Origin of the sequence: Enterococcus sp., assembly GCF_032555305.1 — a bacterium.
Classification (GTDB): Bacteria; Bacillota; Bacilli; order Lactobacillales; family Enterococcaceae; genus Enterococcus_A.
The window spans coordinates 48945-68502 of sequence record NZ_JAWGOQ010000021.1 but is presented as its reverse complement, the minus strand read 5'-3'; the positions used below and the strand labels follow the sequence as shown (position 1 = coordinate 68502).

Sequence of the window (19558 nt, the reverse complement as noted above, 5' to 3'; positions counted from 1 at the left end):
GACAGGCGTTTTTTTAAAATTGTGCAGCCAATAATTTGGCTTTTTCTTTTGCCGCAGCCATGATCTCAGGTGCTCTCGCCGGATCGTAATCCGCACCTTCGATGTAGATAGAATCAAAATCAGTGATACCGATAAAATTCAAAATCCCCTTAACATATTGTGCTGAGAAATCTTGTCCGTTATATGTACCGCCACTTGATTGAATGTGTAGAGCTTTCTTATCAGTAATCAAGCCGGTAGGACCTTCCATAGTATATTTGAAGGTTTTACCTGCGACGTTGATCGTATCGAACCATGCTTTTAATTTCGTTGGAATATTCAAGTTCCATAAAGCATTGGCGATAACGATTTTTTCACTAGCTAAAAATTGATCAGTAAACTCATTAAAAACACGTACTTTTTCTTGTTGAACATTGCTTAAATCAGTAAAATCAGCACCCTTTTGCAGCGATTTCCAAGCTAAAAGCAGGTCGCCGTCGATTTCTGGGATATCTGTATAATACAAATCTAACATGGTGAAAACATCTTCTGGATGACTTGCTTGATGTGCTTCGATAAAAGTATCCAAAATAGTTACTGTCTGCGAGTCTTCTGCGGCTAACGGGTGGGCATTCACTACTAGAACATTTGCCAAAACTAACACTCCTTAAATTTACTTACAAACGCATCGTACACAATATATCAAAAACAGACAATTTATCTGCTTGAAACAACCTATAAAAAACGTTTTTTATTAACTTGCGAGATATTGTTTATAGGCAGAAGTTCCACCAATTACATTTACTACTTGGTAGCCTTCGCTTCGTAAAAATTGTGCCATCGTTTTTGAACGACCGCCAAATTGAGTAAATAGGTAATACGTTTTACCTTTGTCAAGTTGACCTAAACGATTCGGCAATTGGGTTAATGGAATACGTGTAACGTTTGTTCCTTCAAGTAAATCAGCGGAATCATCAAAATCAGGGTCTCTTAAATCTAAAACATCCACGGGTTCTTTAGCAGCGAGCAACATAAATTCTTTGGTAGTAACTGAATAATTCATTTTCTTCAATAGCCTTTTCTTTCTTAATATTGATTCCAACTTTAATATACTTATCGTCTTATTACAAGTGTTATCATTGATATTTTACTTGATTTTGACAAAATGTAAAGAAATCATTCAAAAAATTTTCATAACTGGAAAAAGTTGATAAGCATTTTTCTTGCGTTCAATAAAAGCGTCCGATTCTTATCAAAATAATTCAATTTGGAATCAAACTGTTGAAGGCACATTTATATAGAAGGATATTGCTTGCGTGAATGAGATAGCATCGGTAAAATAAGAATGACGGAGGGAAGAGAACAATGGGAAATTTTCATTTAGGAAAACTTAATTTAAAAACGATCGCTATTCGTGTCCGAGATCGTGATGGACTGATCCATTTCTATCGAGATATCATTGGACTGCATTTATTGCGGGAAGAAAATGAATTGGCGATTCTAGGATACAAAGATCCAGCCAGTGAATTGCTTTGGTTGGAAGAAAGTCCGCGGGCAGACGAACATCGTGGCGAAATCAAAAAAATGCAGCGGGTTTCACTAGTGGTACCCAACATAGAAGAACTAGCGAACGTTTATTATCGAGCACAAGAAGAAAATTATCCAGTCAAATCGGCTTTACAAGCGGATGATGAGAAGGGTTTGCTTTTTGAAGATCCTGAAGGAAATGAGATTGAGATTTTCTATGCTCCTAGTAAAGAACGGTCAACATCGGAACCAGTTGAGTTGGATTTTGCTGAATTATTAAAGAAAGCGACCAAGCGGGAAAAAATCCATGGGGCCTATTTTGATAAAATTCATCTAAATGTCAGCGAACTGAATAAACAGCAAGCGTTTTTGGCGGATATCTTAGGGCTGAAGGTCCATGATGAAAGCAAAGAAGAGTTGTTATTGAATCGTGGAGAGTTTAATGTAGGTCTAACAACTGCGACCGGCGGTACGATCGACCTGCCGACTGATAAAGTATTGGGATTAGACTTTCTGCAATTTAAAGTTTCAAAAGCCAAACTCATGGAACTATGCAAACATCTTAGCGATCAAGAGATGGATTACTTCTGTGACAAAAAGAAATCACTGATCACCCTTTACGATGCTGCCGGTATCGAATGGTGGTTTGTATTGAAATAGAAAAGAAAGCCGCGAATTTTCGCGGCTTTTTGATTTATTGCTAGTAATTTTCTACGAGAACAGAAAGGCTTTGGTATATACGCTTTGTTCGAGTTACCGCCACAACAATAAGGTCAGCAGAACCATATTAATTAGTGAGAATAAGGGAAAATAACCAGTATTTGTAGCAGCAACGGGCGGATTTGTGGAGTTGCTGTAATAAAGTGCAAAAAACAGAAAAAAATCAAGTATTAATTTTAGCCTGAAATTGTAAGAAGGGACGGTAAAAATACCAGCTTCAAGAAAATCATCTGTAAAAAAATATAGAAATAAAGTATCGCAGACGATCACAAAAAGAAAGCCCACTGTTTGAAGCCGCCAGCTTGGAACGAATTTATCTAAAGCAATGATTGCAGCTATAGAAAGTATGATCAAAAGTAACCTGCGAGGTTGTTTAACTCGTTTTAAGCATGTTTTCATTGGAAGGTCCCCTTTAGAACTTAAACTGTTGTCTTCTTCTTATTTTACGCTAAAATATTCACAATCAAAAGTCGATTTTTTAGATGCTTCAAAGTATTTGATTTTTAAAATATGCTATACTTTTTCAGAAAAGTAAAATTCAGAGGGAGGCCATCATGTATCCTGAAACACTTCGTTTAATAGAAGAAAAAATGCGAGAAGGGGTTTTTCCCGGTGCGGTTCTCCGTTTTATTGAGAATGGTGAGGATGAGGAACAAATTCTGGGGAATGCGCAGATTGAACCGACTGTTGTTTCGATGGAGGAGGATTTTCTTTTTGATGTCGCGTCCTTAACAAAAGTCGTCTGTACGACAACCGTGATGCTGAAACTGAAGGAAGAGGGCAAGCTTTCTTGGGATCAGACACTGCATGAGCTGTTGCCTAGCTTTCAAAACGAGACGATCACTTTGCGTCACCTGTTGACTCATACCTCCGATATCCAGACCTATATTCCCAATCGTGACCAGCTGAATGCAGAAGAATTACGAGCGGCATATTTAACTTTACAACCGGGGACAGATCTTGGGAAAGTGGTTAAGTATACGGATGCAGGTACTATTTTATTGGGATTTCTGATTGAAGAGCTTTATCAAAAAGACGTAATCGAGGTGTTCAAGGAAGAGGTGCTGCAGCCTTTAGGAATGTCTGATAGCAGCTTCTTACCCCAACCGCCTTATAATAAAATCATACCTACTCAAAGGATGGCTGATGGTAATATACTGAAAGGTGTGACCCATGATCCCAAGGCAAGAGTTCTGGCAGAGCATGCCGGTAACGCAGGTCTTTTTACAAATATGAAAGATTTAAGTAAATTTGCAAAAATGTATTTGAATCTTGGGCGGGTTAGCGATATGATTTATTTGCATGACAAGACAGTACAAGAATTACTTCATGATCAGACACCAACAGGAAAGGGAAAGCGCTCAATCGGCTGGGATTTGAAGTTTAGTCCTTTGGATCAAGCACCGCTGCTCTTCCATACCGGCTACACAGGAACGTTCCTGCTGTTGGATATCGTAAAGAAATCGGCTTTCATTTTTCTGTCAAATCGTGTTCATACTGAAGATCATCGGGCGAGTTACGTGGCGCATCGCGATGAGATTCTAGCCTGCTATTTGAATGAACGTTCAAAAATTTATCAAAAATGAATTCATTAAAAAGGAGCAAAAAGCATGGAACCATTATTTTTACAACCAGTTTTTCAAGAAAAAATTTGGGGCGGCGATCAATTACACACCGTTTTTGGTTTTGACATCCCCAACAACAAAATCGGGGAAGATTGGGCGATCAGCGGACATCCTCATGGTGTCAGCATCGTAGAAAACGGCCCATACAAAGGCTGGAAAGTCAGTGATTTATGGAATGATCATCGTGAATTATTTGGTAATGCCGAGGGCGACGTTTTCCCATTATTGACAAAAATTTTGGATGCTGAAGATGATCTATCTGTGCAAGTTCATCCAGATGACAGCTATGGCTTGAAGCATGAAGGCGAGTTAGGAAAAACAGAATGCTGGTACATCATCAATGCAAAACCGGGTGCAGAGATTGTTTATGGACATAATGCGCAGTCCCGTGAAGAATTAGCAGAAATGATCGAAGACGAACGCTGGGATGACCTATTGCGTCATGTACCTGTTAAAAAGGGTGATTTCTTCTACGTGCCAAGCGGTACGATCCATGCGATCGGCAAGGGCATCATGATTTTAGAAACGCAGCAAAGCTCAGACACGACTTATCGAGTTTATGACTACGATCGCAAAGACGATCAAGGCAATACTCGTGAACTGCACATTCAACAATCAATCGATGTGACGACCGTTCCGGCTATCAGCCCAGCGCTTGAAGTATCTGAAAGCAAAAAAGGCAGTTCTTCAGTGATCACTTACTTGAAGACAGATTTCTTCAATGTTTATGAATGGGATGTTGTTGGGGAGCTTTCTCTGAAGAAAGAAGGCGACTACACGTTAGTGACTGTCGTAGAAGGATACGGCAATCTGATTGTTGATGGTCAAAGCTATGAAATGAAACCTGGAACCAGCTGCATTTTGCCAGCGCAAGTTACTGAATGGAAAGTCGAAGGCGAAATGAAGATTATCGCTTCAACACCGGGAACGAAATAAAAGAAAAATTAAAGTGGTCAGTTTATCTTAGCTGATCACTTTTTTCTACGCAAAAAAATGACCGCCAGCCTAATGAATGCTGATGGTCATTTTTCATTTGCCAGTCAAACTTTTCCCAGTTCTATTTTGGTACGAGCTGAACTTTAAATCTTACAAAAGAAAAATCGTTCAAGCTGCTTAGTTTGATGGTACGCGAAACGAAGATAAAACTCTTTTTTTGTGGTTTTCAAAAAATGAAGACCTTAATATGAGATAGCTTAAGGTAGTTGCGGTAATTCCACATCTTCACCGTATTTATTTTTTAAAGCAGTATGCAGCAGGCGGACTGCCAAGGATTTGTTGCGGGCTAAGATCGGTCCGTGGAAGTAAGAACCGTAGACGTTTTTATAGATCACGCCTTCACCTTGATCTTCGCCGTTGTTGCCATTGCCTTTGACGATCGTGCCCAGTGGACGTTCGCCTTCACCTAAGAAGGTCCGACCATTGTGGTTTTCAAAGCCGTAATAGGTTTCACCGAATTCTTCGTTGTGGATCTCGATGTCGCCAATGAAACGATGGTTGTCTTGGCTCAAAGTGTAGTGATCCAGAGCACCGATGCCCTCGATCTTTTCGCCATTCGCACCGATATAGTAGTGACCTAATAATTGGTAGCCGCCGCAGATCGACAACAGCACACCGTTGTTTTCGATGTATCTGGTTAGTGATTCTTTTTTATCTTGAATATCTTTTGAAACGATGACTTGCTCATAATCTTGACCGCCGCCAATAAAAACAAAATCGAATTTATCAGGATCGAAGTCTTGATAAATGCTGACGATCTCTGAATGAATCTCGATCCCCATTTGTTTGGCGTAATAGTTCAAGGTCAGCAGATTGCCGTTATCACCGTATGTGTTCAATAAATTTCCGTATAAATGCGCTAAGTTTAATTCATATTTAGCCACGATCCATACCTCCATCAATATAGCCTTTTTGGGCTAATTCTTTCCGTAATTGTAAAACGGCTGTGTAGGTCGCTAGGATATACACGTGTTCCGTCGGCAATAGTTTGATCTTTTCAATGACTTCCGTCAAGCTTTCTGTCTCGGTTAGTTTATCTTCAGGAATGCCTGCTACCTTCAAACGAAGGGCCATGTCCTCATGACGATCTCCGCCTGCGACGACTGCGGGAATTTCCATTTCAGCGAAAGCTTCGTGATTGCCATCCCAGATCCAACTAATGTCAATTCCATCTGCGTAATTCGCGTTCAATAATGATACTAATGAGAAGGGATAAGGCGCTAGACCGATCATATCGATGACTTGATTTAAACCGACTGGATTCTTGACTAAGACTAAGGTACATTTCTTCCCATCGATCTCAAATTCTTCTTGACGACCAAACACTTTTTCATCGTAGCCAAGTCCGCGTTTGATCTTGTCTTTAGAAACGCCATAGTATTCTGCTACTGCCGTTGCAGCAAGCGCGTTGTAGACATTGTACATCCCGCCGACTTCGATCTTGTAATCTTGTCCATCAATCACAAACTCAGAAGATTTGTTGTCCATTGCTTTCATCTCGGTTAATTTGTAATCTAACTCTGGACGATGGAAACCACAGTTAGGGCAATAGTATTTTCCTAAATTAGCATACGTGATCATCTTGTATTTTAAGATGTGCTGACATTTCGGACACAGCAGACCATCCGTGTTGTAGTGTGCCTCCTGATCTTCATCAGGCAAATGATCGAATCCATAATATTTTCTTGGATTGACTGTTTCCAGCGAATTAAAGATTGGTGAATCCCCGTTGCATAAAATCGGTGCCTGCGGTGATTTGGCTGCACCGTCGACGATCAATTTGTAGGTCGTATAGATTTCACCATAACGGTCCATCTGGTCGCGGAAAATATTCGTGAATAGGAATAATTCCGGCTTGATGTACTCCGTGACTTTGCTTAAGCTGGCTTCGTCAATTTCTAGTACGGCGATCTTTTTATCGCCTTTTTTCCCTTTAGCATTTAAAAATGTTGATACGATACCTTGTACCATGTTGGCGCCGGTTGGATTCGTTAATACATAATCAAAGTCCTGTTTTAAGATATTCACGGTTAGGGCAGTGGTTAAGGTTTTTCCGTTTGTACCTGTTACGACCACCACTTTATAGTCTTTAACTAATGTATCTAAAATCTTCGGATCCATCTTTAAAGCAAGTTGCCCAGGATAACTGGATCCACCTTTAAAGAACGTTTTTAATACCCATTGGGCGGTCTTGCCGGCAGAGATAGCCAGTTGACTTCGTATCCCCATTACACATCCTCCATGTCTAAAAACAAATTTAATTCATCTTATCATATTTAAAAAAAAAGTTTAAATAGCTTTTCCTATTCTTAATTTTTCTATAGAAAAAGGCTAGGGCAAAGTTTTGCTCCTAGCCAATAATAATCTTTTCTTCTGGAAATTCATAGCCTAAGTCCTGTGTTTCTTTTGGTACAAAGAGCATCAGGGTATAAAGCATGCCGATGCGTCCAATAAACATCAAAACGGCGATCATAATTTTACCAGTATTTGAAAGGTCATCTGTGATTCCTAATGAAAGTCCAGTCGTTCCGAAAGCAGAAGTAACTTCAACGATGATCGAAATCAAGGAATGGTCCTCCGTTGCCGTTAAAAAGAGAATACTGAATAGACACATTCCCGCCGATAGCATAAAGACTACCACCGATTTTCGCACATCCTCTTGAGCAATCTTGCGCCCAAAGATATTGATGTCATTCTCATTTTTTAAGAAGGAGTACAGATACAACCCGATAATCGCGATCGTCGTTGTTCGAATACCGCCGCCCACTGAACTTGGGGAACAGCCGATAAACATCAGCAGAGAGAAAATGATCAAGGTCGTATTTTGAAATAGATTCAGATCATGAATCTGTAAGCCGGCATTGCGGGTCGTCATGGAATAGAAGGACGAATTCAGCCACTGATCAAATAGATTCATATTCGCGAAATTGTGATCCTTCTCTAATAACCAAATAGCTACTGTACCACCAATAAATAGAACAAAAAAAGCAAGTAAAGCGATTTTTGAAAAGAGACTAAAACGAAACGGGAGCCGAGATTTGGATTTTTTATGATAGATCCAGCCATGGAAATCCATCAAGACGGGGAAGCCGATTCCTCCAATAAAAATCAATATCATAATCGTGATGATGAAAAAATAATCATGAGAAAAAGGAATGATCGACTCGCCTGTGACATCAAACCCTGAGTTGGTCACGGCTGAAATTGCCTGATAGAAACCAAAAAAGATCGCTTCGGAAATTTTGTGATAATACCCTGCCATATAGAAATAGATTGAAAAGATCGTCCCAAAAACAACTTCAATCGCCAAAAGCATCGTGAAGGTGATCCGAATCAGATTCACGATCCCGCTAAGTCGCGGCTGGTTCATATCGGTCATGATCAATTGCCGCTGCTTCAACGTGATCCGACGTTTCGATACAATGAAGAAGAAGGTGGAAATCATCATGATCCCTAATCCGCCGACATGGAATAAGACTTCCAGCATTAGTACACCTGTGTCATTGAAGACGGAGTTGATATCAAAGGTGGTCAATCCAGTGACTGAAATCGTTGAAATCGCCATAAAAACCATATCAAGAAATGAGACATGGGAACCCGGTTCACGAAAAACCGGCAAACTAAATAAAATCAATGAGAGGATCGTCATAGCCAAATAATAGAAAACGATAATCTGGATTGAAGAAAAACGATTATTTACTTTTTGCCAGCTTTTTTTGAGAAAACTGACTCGTCGATCGAAATTCATGGGAAACTCCTTAAGTCTGTTCTATTTTTTACAATAGAGACAGTATAGCATGCTTCCATAAAAAAAACTCCCACCGATTTGGCAGGAGTAGGGAAGATTGGGTATTCAGTCGTTTAGTTATCTTGTGCTGTTGCAGCAATGTCGATCTCGCGAATATTGACCTCTTGCGGCATATCATAGATAAATTTAACCGTTTCAGCGACATGTACAGGGTTAAGGGTGATTCCGCCCATGCTTTCTTTCCATGCTTGATAGTCAGTTAATGCTCCTTGGTCAGTGACATGAGTCAATAATTCCGTTTCAGCAGCACCGGGAGCCACTAATGACACGCGGACATTCGAACCAGATACCTCTTAGCGGATTGTTTCGCTCAAGCCGTGTACGCCGAATTTTGAAGCAACATAGGCTGCGTGGTTGGTGAAGGTTTTCTTACCAGCAAGTGAAGACATATTGATGACTGTTCCATGTTTACGTTCAGTCATTCCAGGCAGTACGATTTGCATCCCGTTCAAGACACCCATCACGTTGGTGTTCATCATTGTTTGCCATTCTGCTGGGTCTTGGTTCAAGACATTTCCTAATAACATCACACCGGCATTGTTGACTAGTAGATCGACTGGTCCATAAGCGGCTTCTGCCTTTTTAATGCTTGCTGCAAACGCTTGGTAATCTGTCACATCAACTTTTTCGATCATGACATTGTCAAAGTTTAGCGGCAGAGCTTCGATTTTTTCTATACGACGTCCCAACAATAGTAATGGATTGCCTGCTTGGTTAAAAAGTTTGGCGATCTCCGCACCAAAACCAGAACTGGCACCTGTGATTACGACTAATGATTTTTCCATATAAATTGCCTTCTTTCAAATTTATGATACACTTACTCTACTACCTGGAGTTAACTCCAAGTCAAGAAGGAAGTTTAAAAAAATGAAAAAATTTTTAATCGGCGATATTACGGAGATGTACGGCATCTCTCAGGACACATTGAGATATTACGATAAGGCGGGATTGCTGCCGTTTGTTGAGAAAAATCAAGCCGGCCGCAGAGAGTTTAAAGAAGATGATCTTGGCTATATCGAAGTCATCGATTGTCTGAAACGATCCGGTATCGCTGTTAAAGAGATCGCAAAATTTATGGATTGGTGTGTCAAAGGAGACAAAACCTTGCCGCAGCGCTATGCCTTCATGGTGGAGCAAGAGGCGGCTTTAGAGAAAAAAATCCATGAGCTGCAGGCACAACTCGATTTCCTGCGCTGGAAGAAATGGTATTATCAAACCGCCAATGAAGCAGGAACAGAAAAAATCTTCTTTAAAGAAGGAACACGGCAGGTTGACGATAAATGGCATCAAGAATATTTAGCTAGTAAACAAGTCTGAATCCTAGGTGATTCAGACTTGTTTCATTTAGTTTATTTTTTTTAAAGAAACTAGACTTATTTTTTGTTAAATAAGTATTACTATTAAATTATAGGAAATCGCATGATACCGAAAATGAAAGCGGTTAAAATAATTTTAGAAAGAAAAGAGAAAATATGCCAACTAAAGGATTGAATCAAAGAACCTTATTCATCACAGGACCGAAAAAATTGGAAAAATCCCTACAACGTTTTTACGAAGAATCTCATGACGCGAATGCTGTTGTGGAATATCTGGTGGCGTTGTTAGTCAAAAATTCACTTTGTGTTGGCGATGCCTTCTCCTTCTTTTGTAAAGAACTCATTCGCGACATTCTGCTGTTGACGGAACCAACGGAGGTGTTGCGCCTTTTTGCCCCGCTTTTTCACCGCTATTTTTCCGGCGGCGAATGGAAGCGAGTTACCGCACGATTGTATAAGAACAACAAGGAATACCATCAATATGACGATCAGCTCTATGAATATAAGCAGCAGCTATTTTCAAAAACAACACCGATTGAAGAGTTGGCGGGAGAACAGTATAAAGTGCTCTCGTTTTTTAAAGATGGCAATGGCAAGCTCCATACATGGAGTCTGCGAGGGGCCGATCCTTATTCCTCCAATCAGAAGCTGTATACTGTTCTCAAATTAATGACCCTTTTGACGATTTTCAGGAAGGATGGCGTACGCCGTTTTGCTGAGCTGGTGAATGCTGAGAAGGATAATTGTACCCGTCAGATTGCGGTCCGAAAAGGCGAAATCATGGAGGAGACTGCCCCGCTTCGCGTCGGTAAGCCAGCCCAAGCCCCACTGTTGTCTGAAGATATCGACATTGATATGTTGAGTGATGAAGTAAAACTGGAATTGGTGAAGCTGCTTCTGCCAAAAGGCTTCTCGCTGATAGAGCCCCCTAGCCAAATGCCTGAAGAGAAAAAGCTGCCGGATACTGCCAGTGCGTCCGAAAAATCAATCGCCACAACGCAACAAATACCGACTGATACTGGGTCAGTCACAGCCACAAAACAAGAAGCTTCTGCGCCCGCAGCTAAAGAACCGTCTGCCAAGAAATCAAAGACACACTCCAAGCCTCAAAGTTTAGGATCAAACTATTATGCCAAGTCCAAGAGTAAAAAGCAAAAAGACAAAGATTATAAAGATAGTTTGCTGAAGGAAGCCGGCCTAAAACCGAAGAACAGGAAAAAGAATAAACGAAAATAATGCTTCTGCGTTAGCATGAGAGTCTTCTTTGTTGAAAAAAAAGCCGTATTCCCTTGCGGCTTGTTTGTCATGGATCAATCGATAGTAAGCCAAAAAAGTACCTGAAATTTTTTCAGGTACTTTTTGTGTCATCAATTTTTATTAAATCAAGACGCCTATAGCGAGGAAGACGAGGATCAATCCGATCGTCATGACCAAGAGCTTGGTGACAAATTTCATCCATTTGTCAAAACCAATATTAACAACTGCCAGAGAAACTAAGATTAGACCAGTCGGTGCAACCAGCCCGATCAATCCTTGTCCCCAGTTGTAAGCATCAACGATCATCGCACGATCAATACCAACCACATCGGCCAACGGTGCCATGATCGGCATCGAGAGTACCGCCAAACCAGAGGAGGATTGGATGAAGAAGCCTAAGACGATATAGACTAAGAACATAAACCAGATGAAGATCACATTATTCATGCCGCTGATCGCGTTACTAAAGAAGTTCATAATGGTATCGCTGATGAAGCTATTTTCCATCACGATACCGACAGAACGCGCTAATCCGACAGTCAAAGCAACACCCAACAATTCAGCGGCGCCAGATACAAAACTGTCCAAGAATTTCTTCTCGCCTAAACCGGTGATAAGGGCTAATACATAAGCTACCCCTAAGAATACGACGGCGATCTCAGTGAAATACCAGCCCAACTGCTGCACACCGTAAATCATCACGACAAAGCCTAAAGCAAAAATAAGCAGGGTGAGTTTTTGTCGCTTAGTGAAGGTCGAGTCTTTGCTGAGAAACTGATCACCTAAGAACCGCTTCCGGTCAGTTTCTGCTTGGTCAGCGACCAATGATGAAGCGGGATTCAACCGAACTTTTTCCGCGTAACGAATAGTATAAATAATCGATAATCCTACAGCAGCGATCCACATTAGTATCCGCAGCGGCATGCCATCGGTGAAGGTAATACCAGCTGCATTGGAGGCAATTACTGTTGAAAAAGGATTGATGGTAGAACTCATAGTTCCAATCGCGGTTCCCAGATAAATTGAGGCGACGGCCGTCAGTGTATCGTAGCCAGCTAGTAAGAAGATTGGAATCAGGATCGGATAAAAGGCGATTGTTTCCTCTGCCAGCCCAAATGTCGTTCCGCCAAGAGCGATCAAGGTTGTGACGATAACAATCAGCCATTTTTGTTTGCCCTTTAGTTTCTCGGACAAACGCATCATTCCTGCATCCATTGCGCCAGTCGCATTGACGACTCCAATAACGCCGCCGAGTATCAGAATAAAGATGATGATATCGACACTATCGGAAATTCCTTGGACCTGCGCCTTGAGAAATTGAGTAATGGTGCCAGTGATGCCGCGTTTTGGTTTTTTGATTTGTTCATAAGAATTAGGAATTGCGGCTGGGCGATAGATGGTGCCATCGCGGAATTTGCCGACTTTGATGTGAATATCATATTTATCCAGCGTTTCTTGTGTCGCCGGTTCCATGATCGTTTTATCACGGGCATTGGTGATGGCGAATTGATCTTTTCCGCTATCATACGTCAGGGTACTGTACTTACCTGAAGGAATAAAAAATGTCAGTGCTTGAACCATAATCAGTACAATGATAATGACTGTGTAGGCGGAAGGAAAACTGCGTTTCTTTTTGACCGGTTGTTCCATAAAAAAGCCTCCTAGGAAAAATAAGTAGTTAAATAAAATTACAATTAAAAGTATAGCATTGAAGGCTTATTTTCCTAAAAAGATAGCCTTTGGATTTATTGAAATTAGTCGATGTTTCTTCTAAGATGATCAAGCGGTGAAAATTATTACTGTAAATAATTGTGCTTTTCCGCTATAATACGATAGGAACAAACGAGAAAGGTGACAAGAAATGGCTCAGCTTTTTTTTAAATATGGTGCAATGAACAGCGGCAAGACGATCGAGATATTGAAAGTCGCTCATAATTACGAGGAACAAAACAAACCGGTAGTATTGATGACCAGCGGGCTAGATACTCGTGAAGGCGTGGGAACGATCTCCAGCCGGATCGGATTGAGCCGTCCTGCGGTACCGATATTTTCGGATACCAATGTTTTTGAATTTATCAAAAATCTTGATTACAAACCTTATTGTGTATTAATCGATGAATCTCAGTTTTTGTCAAAAGAACATGTGGTGCAATTAGCGCAGGTAGTCGATGAGTTAGACATTCCAGTAATGGCTTTCGGCTTAAAAAATGATTTCCGCAACGAGATGTTTGAGGGCTCAAAATATTTACTGCTTTATGCAGATAAATTAGAGGAATTAAAAACGATTTGCTGGTTCTGCCACAAAAAGGCGACAATGAATCTGCATTATATCGATGGTCGTCCGGTCTATGAAGGCGATCAAGTCCAAATTGGCGGCAACGAAGCCTATTACCCAGTTTGCCGCAAACATTATTTGCACCCTGAAATTGAAGTGAATCATGTGCCAGACCTCTAGCGGTTTGGTAGACATGTTGAAGAATAGTTTTTTTAAAGTGAATTAGGATGTTCTTTCCACTTTTTGATGAAGTCAATACTCTAAAGTTTAGTGGAATGATATACATGATGAAAAATTGATAATAGTAGGAAGAATTAGGAGGAGAGTTAATCCATGTACGATCAACTGCAAGCAATCGAAGATCGATATGAAGAGCTTGGCGAATTACTGAGCGACCCAGAAGTCATCAGTGACACCCAACGCTTCATGCAGCTGTCAAAAGAAGAAGCCAATACCCGCGGCACAGTCGAAACCTATCGCCGTTACAAAAAAGTGGTAGACGGGATTAGTGACACAGAAGAATTATTAGGTGAAAATTTAGATGCTGATATGGCTGAAATGGCCAAAGAGGAATTGTCGGATCTAAAAAAAGAAAAAGAAGCTTTAGAAGAAGAGATCAAGATTTTGCTATTACCGAAAGATCCTAACGATGATAAAAATATCATCATGGAGATCCGTGGCGCAGCAGGCGGAGACGAAGCGGCTTTATTTGCCGGCGATCTTTTCAATATGTATCAAAAATATGCTGAGAGCCAAGGCTGGAAGACAGAAGTAATGGAAGCCAGTGTCACTGGCATCGGTGGTTACAAAGAAGTGATCATGATGATCACTGGCGACAATGTCTTCTCTAAACTTAAGTATGAAAGTGGCGCACATCGCGTGCAACGCGTCCCGTCAACAGAATCACAAGGTCGGATTCATACTTCGACAGCGACAGTCGTGGTTATGCCGGAAGCGGAAGAAGTAGAGATCGACATCGCGGACAACGACATTCGGACAGATATCTATCATGCATCCGGTGCTGGCGGACAGCACGTCAACAAGACAGCCTCTGCCGTTCGTTTGACCCATATCCCAACCGGGATCGTGGTGGCGATGCAGGATGAACGTTCTCAGATCAAAAACCGGGAAAAAGCGATGAAAATCTTACGTGCCCGTGTGTACGATAAAATTTCTCAGGAAGCACAAAGCGAATACGATGCAAGTCGTAAATCGGCTGTTGGTACCGGGGATCGTTCAGAACGTATTCGTACCTACAACTTCCCACAAAATCGTGTGACGGATCATCGTATCGGTTTAACGATCCAAAAACTAGATCAAATCCTAGCAGGTAAGCTGGATGAGATTATTGATGCCTTGATTATGTATGATCAAACCCAGAAATTGGAAGAGATGCAAAATGGCTAAAACTTATGTAGAAGTCCTGTCGAGGGCTTCTTCTTTTTTAGAAACGGCTGGTAAAGAAGGCTACGCGATCGAATATCTTTTTCTGGCCCGTAAAAATTGGGATAAAACTCAGTGGTTACTGCATATGCGTGAGGAAATATCTCCCGCAGACGAAGCGCTGATCGAAAAGGACTTAGCTAGTTTGATGGAAAATATTCCGCCGCAATATTTATTAGGCTATGAATATTTCTTTGAACATCGTTTCAAAGTAACAGAGAATACGCTGATTCCGCGTCCAGAGACAGAGGAGTTAGTCGCACTTTGTTTGTCTATGAATGATGATGCAGCAAAAAAAGTGGTCGATATCGGGACGGGAACAGGCGCAATCGCAGTCAGTTTGAAGCTGGCGCGCCCAGAGTGGCAAGTGACGGCTCTCGATATTTCTGAAGAAGCGTTGAAAGTCGCTGAAGAAAATGCGAAGAAGCTGCAGGCGGATATTTGCTTCAAAAAAAGTGATGTATTGTCAGCGGTGACGGAGAAGCAAGATATCATCATTAGCAATCCGCCCTATATCAGCCAAAGCGAGTGGGATTTAATGGATGAAAGTGTCCGAACCTATGAACCTAAGCTGGCGCTTTTTGCTGAGAATGAAGGTCTGGCCATTTACCAGCAAATCGCGGCAGAGAGTCGTGATCTGCTGCAGCCTGAAGGTATGATTTTCTTGGAAATCGGATTTCGGCAGGGACGAGCCGTACAAGAAATCTTTCAAACGGTCTTTACTGAGAAAAGCGTCACGATCCATCAGGATATGTCAGGAAACGATCGAATGGTCATCGTCCACTAAAAATTATTTTTAGCGTGAAAAATAATAAAAGAACACTGGTGTAGCAATGTTCGATCACTCGAAAAGTTATCAACATGGTTATACACACTTGACAATCGGATTATCCACAGCACGGGGATAAGTCGAGAAAGAAAGTTTATAAATCAAGAAAGCTAGAGAAAAGGAGCTGTGGAGAAGCTGTGGAAACAATTGTTTTTCAATCGGATCAAATAAAACAGGCGGCGGCGTTATTGCGCCAAGGGGAATTGGTGGCATTTCCCACGGAGACCGTCTACGGATTGGGCGCTGATGCGCTTTTGCCGGAATCAGTGAAGCAGGTCTTTGCGGTCAAAGGACGTCCCAGTGACAACCCCTTGATCGTCCATGTAGCGGACTTTTCCATGACCAAAAACTTTGTGGAAAGCTACCATCCATTGACTGAAAAAATCGTTAAAAATTTCTGGCCTGGACCGCTTACGTTGATCTTTTCGATCAAATCAGGCAGCTTAAGCCCAGTCGTGACCGGTGGTTTATCCACAGCGGCCTTTCGAATGCCAGATAATAAAAAAACATTATCTTTAATTGAAGAAACCGGCGCACCCTTGGTCGGGCCCAGCGCGAATACTTCAGGCAAACCAAGTCCGACAACGGCGATGCATGTTTATCACGATTTAAAAGGTAAGATTGCTGGCATTTTAGATGATGGCGCGACAGAGATTGGTGTGGAGTCGACAGTCTTAGATTTAAGTGGAAAGATACCTACGATTTTACGTCCCGGCGCAGTGACGAAGGAAAAATTAGAGGAAGTCTTAGGAATTGAAGTTCCTTTAGACAAGCATTTAGTCAAAGAGAGTGAAACACCGAAAGCACCCGGGATGAAATACAAGCATTACTCACCAGACACGCAGGTGTTGATGATCAGGGCCGGCGATTGGGAAGAGGCCTTAGAGTGGGCTGAAGCAAACGACAAAAAGGTTGGTTTGTTGGCAACACCTAGAATTGCCGATCAATACCAATCAGCGGATCGTTTTGTTTTTGAAGATGATTCGATTGAAGCGGCGACTCGAGGATTATTCGGCGGCTTGCGGGCATTAGATGAAGCAAACAGAACGGACATTATCTTTGCAGAAGTTTTTCCGGAGGATCATTTAGGCTTGGCTTATATGAATCGTCTGAAGAAGGCAGCTGCGCAAAAATATTTTACAAAAAAATAGACAAAAGATTCGATTATCTGTTGAATCTTTCGTATACTTAAGTCAGAAAATCGAAAGGTGGCGTTGGGATGGATTACAAAGCACTAGATCCCGAACTATGGGGAGCAATTGAACAAGAGGCGGAGCGTCAAGAACAGAATATTGAGTTGATCGCCTCAGAAAACATCGTGTCAGAAGCAGTGCGCATGGCACAAGGGAGCGTCTTAACAAATAAATACGCGGAAGGATATCCCGGCCGACGTTATTATGGTGGTTGTGAATTTGTCGATATCGTTGAGAATCTAGCAATCGATCGTGCAAAGGAATTATTTGATGCAAAATTTGCGAATGTACAGGCACATTCTGGTTCACAAGCGAATCAAGCAGCCTATTTCTCATTGATTCAGCCTGGCGATACTGTTTTAGGAATGGATCTTTCAGCAGGCGGTCACTTGACTCATGGTTCACCAGTAAATGTCAGCGGCAAGCTGTACAATTTTGTCAGCTACGGTGTAGATCCTCATACAGAAACGATCGACTATGAAGTCGTTCGTATTTTAGCGCGGAAGCATCAACCGAAATTAATCGTGGCAGGTGCAAGCGCGTATAGTCGTACGCTTGATTTTTCCCGCTTCCGTGAAATCGCTGATGAGGTCGGTGCAAAACTCATGGTGGATATGGCTCATATCGCGGGATTAGTAGCCACTGGTTTACATCCTAACCCAGTACCTTATGCGGATGTCGTGACTTCAACGACACATAAAACCTTACGCGGACCGCGCGGCGGGTTGATCCTGACCAACGATGCGGACTTGGCGAAAAAGATCAACAGCGCAGTATTCCCTGGTTTGCAAGGCGGACCATTGGAACACGTCGTGGCGGCTAAAGCTGTTGCTTTTAAAGAAGCACTGGCTCCAGAGTTCAAGGATTACAGTGAGCAAGTGTTGAAGAATGCCCAAGCAATGGTCAAAGTATTCAATCAAGCGCCAGAAACACGGGTAATCTCTGGTGCTACGGATAACCATCTGCTGTTAATTGAAGTAACTGGTTTTGATATCACTGGTCGTGAAGCAGAAGAATTGCTGGATAGCGTGCATATCACAGTCAATAAAAATTCGATTCCGTTTGAATCAAAAAGCTTCAAAGAAACCAGCGGTGTTCGGATCGGTACACCGGCAATCACAAGTCGCGGATTCCTAGAAGAAGATGCGAAAGAGGTAGCCGAATTGATCATTGAGACCCTGCGTTCAAACGGTGATGAAGAGAAGCTGGCTGAAATCCGTCAAGCGGTATTAGCATTAACAGATTCTCATCCAATTCAGTCACATTAAGACTAGTTTTCTGCTAGTAGTTGTCTTATAATTAATAGAAATGCAGAGTAAGAATGTCGGTTTTTCTGTAGTTATTCAGAAAAAAGACAGCATGAAAATCCCCTTCATTTTTCTTTGAGGAAAATGAATACTTCAAAATCAGTAAGGAGCAATTTATTATGGGCAAGTTTCAAGTAATTGATCATCCATTGATCCAACACAAATTAACGATTATTCGTGATAAAAACTGTGGAACGAAAGTTTTCCGTGAAGTAGTCAATGAAATTGCGATGTTGATGGCGTACGAGGTTTCTCGCGATATGCCGCTAGAAGATATTGAGATTGAAACACCAATTACCGTGTCTACGCAAAAAACATTGTCAGGGAAAAAAGTTGCGATCGTACCGATCCTGCGTGCCGGTATCGGCATGGTAGATGGTATCTTGGAACTGATCCCGGCTGCTAAGGTTGGTCATATCGGTATGTTCCGTGATGAAGAAACCTTGGAACCACATGAATATTTCTTCAAAATGCCAGAAGATATTGACAGCCGTCAATTATTCATCGTTGATCCAATGTTAGCTACTGGCGGTTCAGCAATCATGGCGATTGATTCATTGAAGAAACGCGGTGCCTCAAACATGAAGTTTGTTTGTCTAGTCGCTGCACCTGAAGGCGTAAAAGCTTTACAAGAAGCGCATCCAGATGTTGATATCTATACTGCTGCTTTAGATGAACAGCTGAACGAATTAGGTTACATCGTTCCAGGTCTGGGCGATGCTGGTGACCGTTTATTCGGTACTAAATAATCAAATAAAAGAAGGTGTGCCAGAAAAATGGCACACCTTCTTTTTCGTAAAAAACTAAATCTTCTTCATTTGTTTATAATTGATGACGACGACGCCATTGGAATGATTAATCAACTCTTCGTTGTCTTGCTTCTCATCAATTTCAATGACTGCTGCGTTTTTCAATTGTTTAGCGACGACCCCGGTCTGGGATTTGCCGCGAATAGTGAACATGACGTGTGTCTTAACGGGAAACTTTTTCCCAGCTTCGGAAGGATCAACTTGCGTCTCTATTTTGCCAAATGTAGCCATCTGTTTTGAACGCCCCCTTTTATTACATACTTAATTTTAGCATATTTTCAAGTTTTTTTCATGTAATCGCTTTTTGAGAAGAATCTTACTTTACTTTTTCTCAGAAGTTTTCTATAATTTCATTTGTACTAAACGCCAGCTTAGCTCAGTTGGTAGAGCAACGCACTCGTAACGCGTAGGTCACAGGTTCGAATCCTGCAGCTGGCACTACTTGAAAAAGCCCGTCATATCAAGGTTAATCCT

Annotated in this window: 19 protein-coding genes, 1 tRNA gene and 1 pseudogene; 12 read left to right on the top strand and 9 right to left on the bottom strand. The window is 41.6% G+C overall.

What is annotated here, in order from left to right; all coding sequences use genetic code 11:
* Positions 1–13 precede the first annotated feature (13 nt).
* Both E6139_RS15200 and E6139_RS15195 read right to left on the bottom strand, forming a co-directional pair.
* The gene (locus tag E6139_RS15200; protein ID WP_316403980.1) at positions 14–634 is read right to left on the bottom strand and encodes an FMN-dependent NADH-azoreductase; all 621 of its coding nucleotides are present in this window, start codon (positions 632–634) and stop codon (positions 14–16) included.
* Positions 635–733: 99 nt separating this feature from the next.
* Positions 734–1042, bottom strand: a complete 309-nt coding sequence (locus E6139_RS15195; RefSeq protein ID WP_316403978.1) for a rhodanese-like domain-containing protein — start codon at positions 1040–1042, stop codon at positions 734–736.
* Between the two features lie 302 nt (positions 1043–1344).
* On the opposite strand from E6139_RS15195, the gene E6139_RS15190 reads away from it, so the two are divergent.
* The gene (locus E6139_RS15190; protein ID WP_316403976.1) at positions 1345–2166 is read left to right on the top strand and encodes a VOC family protein; all 822 of its coding nucleotides are present in this window, start codon (positions 1345–1347) and stop codon (positions 2164–2166) included.
* Positions 2167–2259: 93 nt separating this feature from the next.
* Here the strand turns inward: E6139_RS15190 and E6139_RS15185 are convergent, their stop codons facing one another.
* Positions 2260–2625, bottom strand: coding sequence for a hypothetical protein (locus E6139_RS15185; protein WP_316403975.1), 366 nt, complete (start codon positions 2623–2625; stop codon positions 2260–2262).
* 155 nt (positions 2626–2780) lie between these two features.
* Between E6139_RS15185 and E6139_RS15180 the strand changes: the two genes are divergently transcribed.
* The gene (locus E6139_RS15180) at positions 2781–3812 is read left to right on the top strand and encodes a serine hydrolase domain-containing protein (protein WP_316403973.1); all 1032 of its coding nucleotides are present in this window, start codon (positions 2781–2783) and stop codon (positions 3810–3812) included.
* Between the two features lie 24 nt (positions 3813–3836).
* Positions 3837–4787, top strand: a complete 951-nt coding sequence (manA, locus tag E6139_RS15175; protein WP_316403972.1) for a mannose-6-phosphate isomerase, class I — start codon at positions 3837–3839, stop codon at positions 4785–4787.
* A gap of 257 nt (positions 4788–5044) precedes the next feature.
* Here manA and E6139_RS15170 read toward each other — a convergent pair whose 3' ends face one another.
* From E6139_RS15170 to E6139_RS15155, 4 genes and pseudogenes are all read right to left on the bottom strand, one after another.
* Complete coding sequence (locus E6139_RS15170) at positions 5045–5731, bottom strand: adenosylcobyric acid synthase (RefSeq protein WP_316403971.1); 687 nt, start codon at positions 5729–5731, stop codon at positions 5045–5047.
* Positions 5724–7076, bottom strand: a complete 1353-nt coding sequence (locus tag E6139_RS15165; protein WP_316403970.1) for a Mur ligase family protein — start codon at positions 7074–7076, stop codon at positions 5724–5726. The genes E6139_RS15170 and E6139_RS15165 overlap by 8 nt, the downstream gene beginning before the upstream one ends.
* A gap of 121 nt (positions 7077–7197) precedes the next feature.
* A complete protein-coding gene (locus E6139_RS15160) occupies positions 7198–8595 on the bottom strand; it encodes a TrkH family potassium uptake protein (RefSeq protein ID WP_316403968.1) in 1398 nt (465 codons plus the stop codon).
* Positions 8596–8708: 113 nt separating this feature from the next.
* Positions 8709–9440: pseudogene (locus E6139_RS15155) on the bottom strand (SDR family oxidoreductase).
* A gap of 82 nt (positions 9441–9522) precedes the next feature.
* Between E6139_RS15155 and E6139_RS15150 the strand changes: the two are divergent.
* Together E6139_RS15150 and E6139_RS15145 are read left to right on the top strand one after the other, a co-directional pair.
* A complete protein-coding gene (locus E6139_RS15150; protein WP_316403967.1) occupies positions 9523–9972 on the top strand; it encodes a MerR family transcriptional regulator in 450 nt (149 codons plus the stop codon).
* A 155-nt stretch (positions 9973–10127) separates the two neighbouring features.
* Positions 10128–11207 carry a glycosyltransferase family 1 protein gene (locus E6139_RS15145; protein WP_316403966.1) on the top strand — a complete coding sequence of 360 codons (1080 nt, stop codon included), beginning with the start codon at positions 10128–10130 and terminating at the stop codon, positions 11205–11207.
* Between the two features lie 141 nt (positions 11208–11348).
* Here E6139_RS15145 and E6139_RS15140 read toward each other — a convergent pair whose 3' ends face one another.
* Positions 11349–12878 (bottom strand): YfcC family protein, encoded by a 1530-nt coding sequence (locus E6139_RS15140; protein ID WP_316403965.1) that lies wholly within the window; start codon positions 12876–12878, stop codon positions 11349–11351.
* Between the two features lie 211 nt (positions 12879–13089).
* Between E6139_RS15140 and E6139_RS15135 the strand changes: the two genes are divergently transcribed.
* The 6 genes from E6139_RS15135 to upp all read left to right on the top strand — a co-directional run bounded on the left by E6139_RS15135 (position 13090) and on the right by upp (position 19024).
* Positions 13090–13683: a thymidine kinase gene (locus tag E6139_RS15135; RefSeq protein ID WP_316403964.1), complete on the top strand. Its 594-nt coding sequence runs from the start codon at positions 13090–13092 to the stop codon at positions 13681–13683.
* Positions 13684–13836: 153 nt separating this feature from the next.
* Positions 13837–14910, top strand: coding sequence for a peptide chain release factor 1 (prfA, locus tag E6139_RS15130; protein ID WP_316403963.1), 1074 nt, complete (start codon positions 13837–13839; stop codon positions 14908–14910).
* The gene (gene prmC, locus E6139_RS15125) at positions 14903–15733 is read left to right on the top strand and encodes a peptide chain release factor N(5)-glutamine methyltransferase (protein ID WP_316403962.1); all 831 of its coding nucleotides are present in this window, start codon (positions 14903–14905) and stop codon (positions 15731–15733) included. Before prfA ends, prmC begins: the two co-directional genes overlap by 8 nt.
* A gap of 179 nt (positions 15734–15912) precedes the next feature.
* Entirely contained in the window at positions 15913–16926 is a 1014-nt protein-coding gene (locus E6139_RS15120; RefSeq protein WP_316403961.1) for an L-threonylcarbamoyladenylate synthase, read from the top strand.
* Positions 16927–16994: 68 nt separating this feature from the next.
* Positions 16995–18236, top strand: a complete 1242-nt coding sequence (glyA, locus tag E6139_RS15115) for a serine hydroxymethyltransferase (protein WP_316403960.1) — start codon at positions 16995–16997, stop codon at positions 18234–18236.
* A gap of 158 nt (positions 18237–18394) precedes the next feature.
* On the top strand, positions 18395–19024 hold the full coding sequence (upp, locus tag E6139_RS15110; RefSeq protein WP_316403959.1) for a uracil phosphoribosyltransferase: 630 nt from the start codon (positions 18395–18397) through the stop codon (positions 19022–19024).
* A 54-nt stretch (positions 19025–19078) separates the two neighbouring features.
* On the opposite strand, the gene E6139_RS15105 is transcribed toward upp, so the two are convergent.
* A complete protein-coding gene (locus E6139_RS15105; protein WP_316403957.1) occupies positions 19079–19315 on the bottom strand; it encodes a hypothetical protein in 237 nt (78 codons plus the stop codon).
* Positions 19316–19449: 134 nt separating this feature from the next.
* On the opposite strand from E6139_RS15105, the gene E6139_RS15100 reads away from it, so the two are divergent.
* Positions 19450–19522: transfer RNA gene (locus tag E6139_RS15100), tRNA-Thr, on the top strand.
* The last annotated feature ends 36 nt before the right edge of the window (positions 19523–19558 follow it).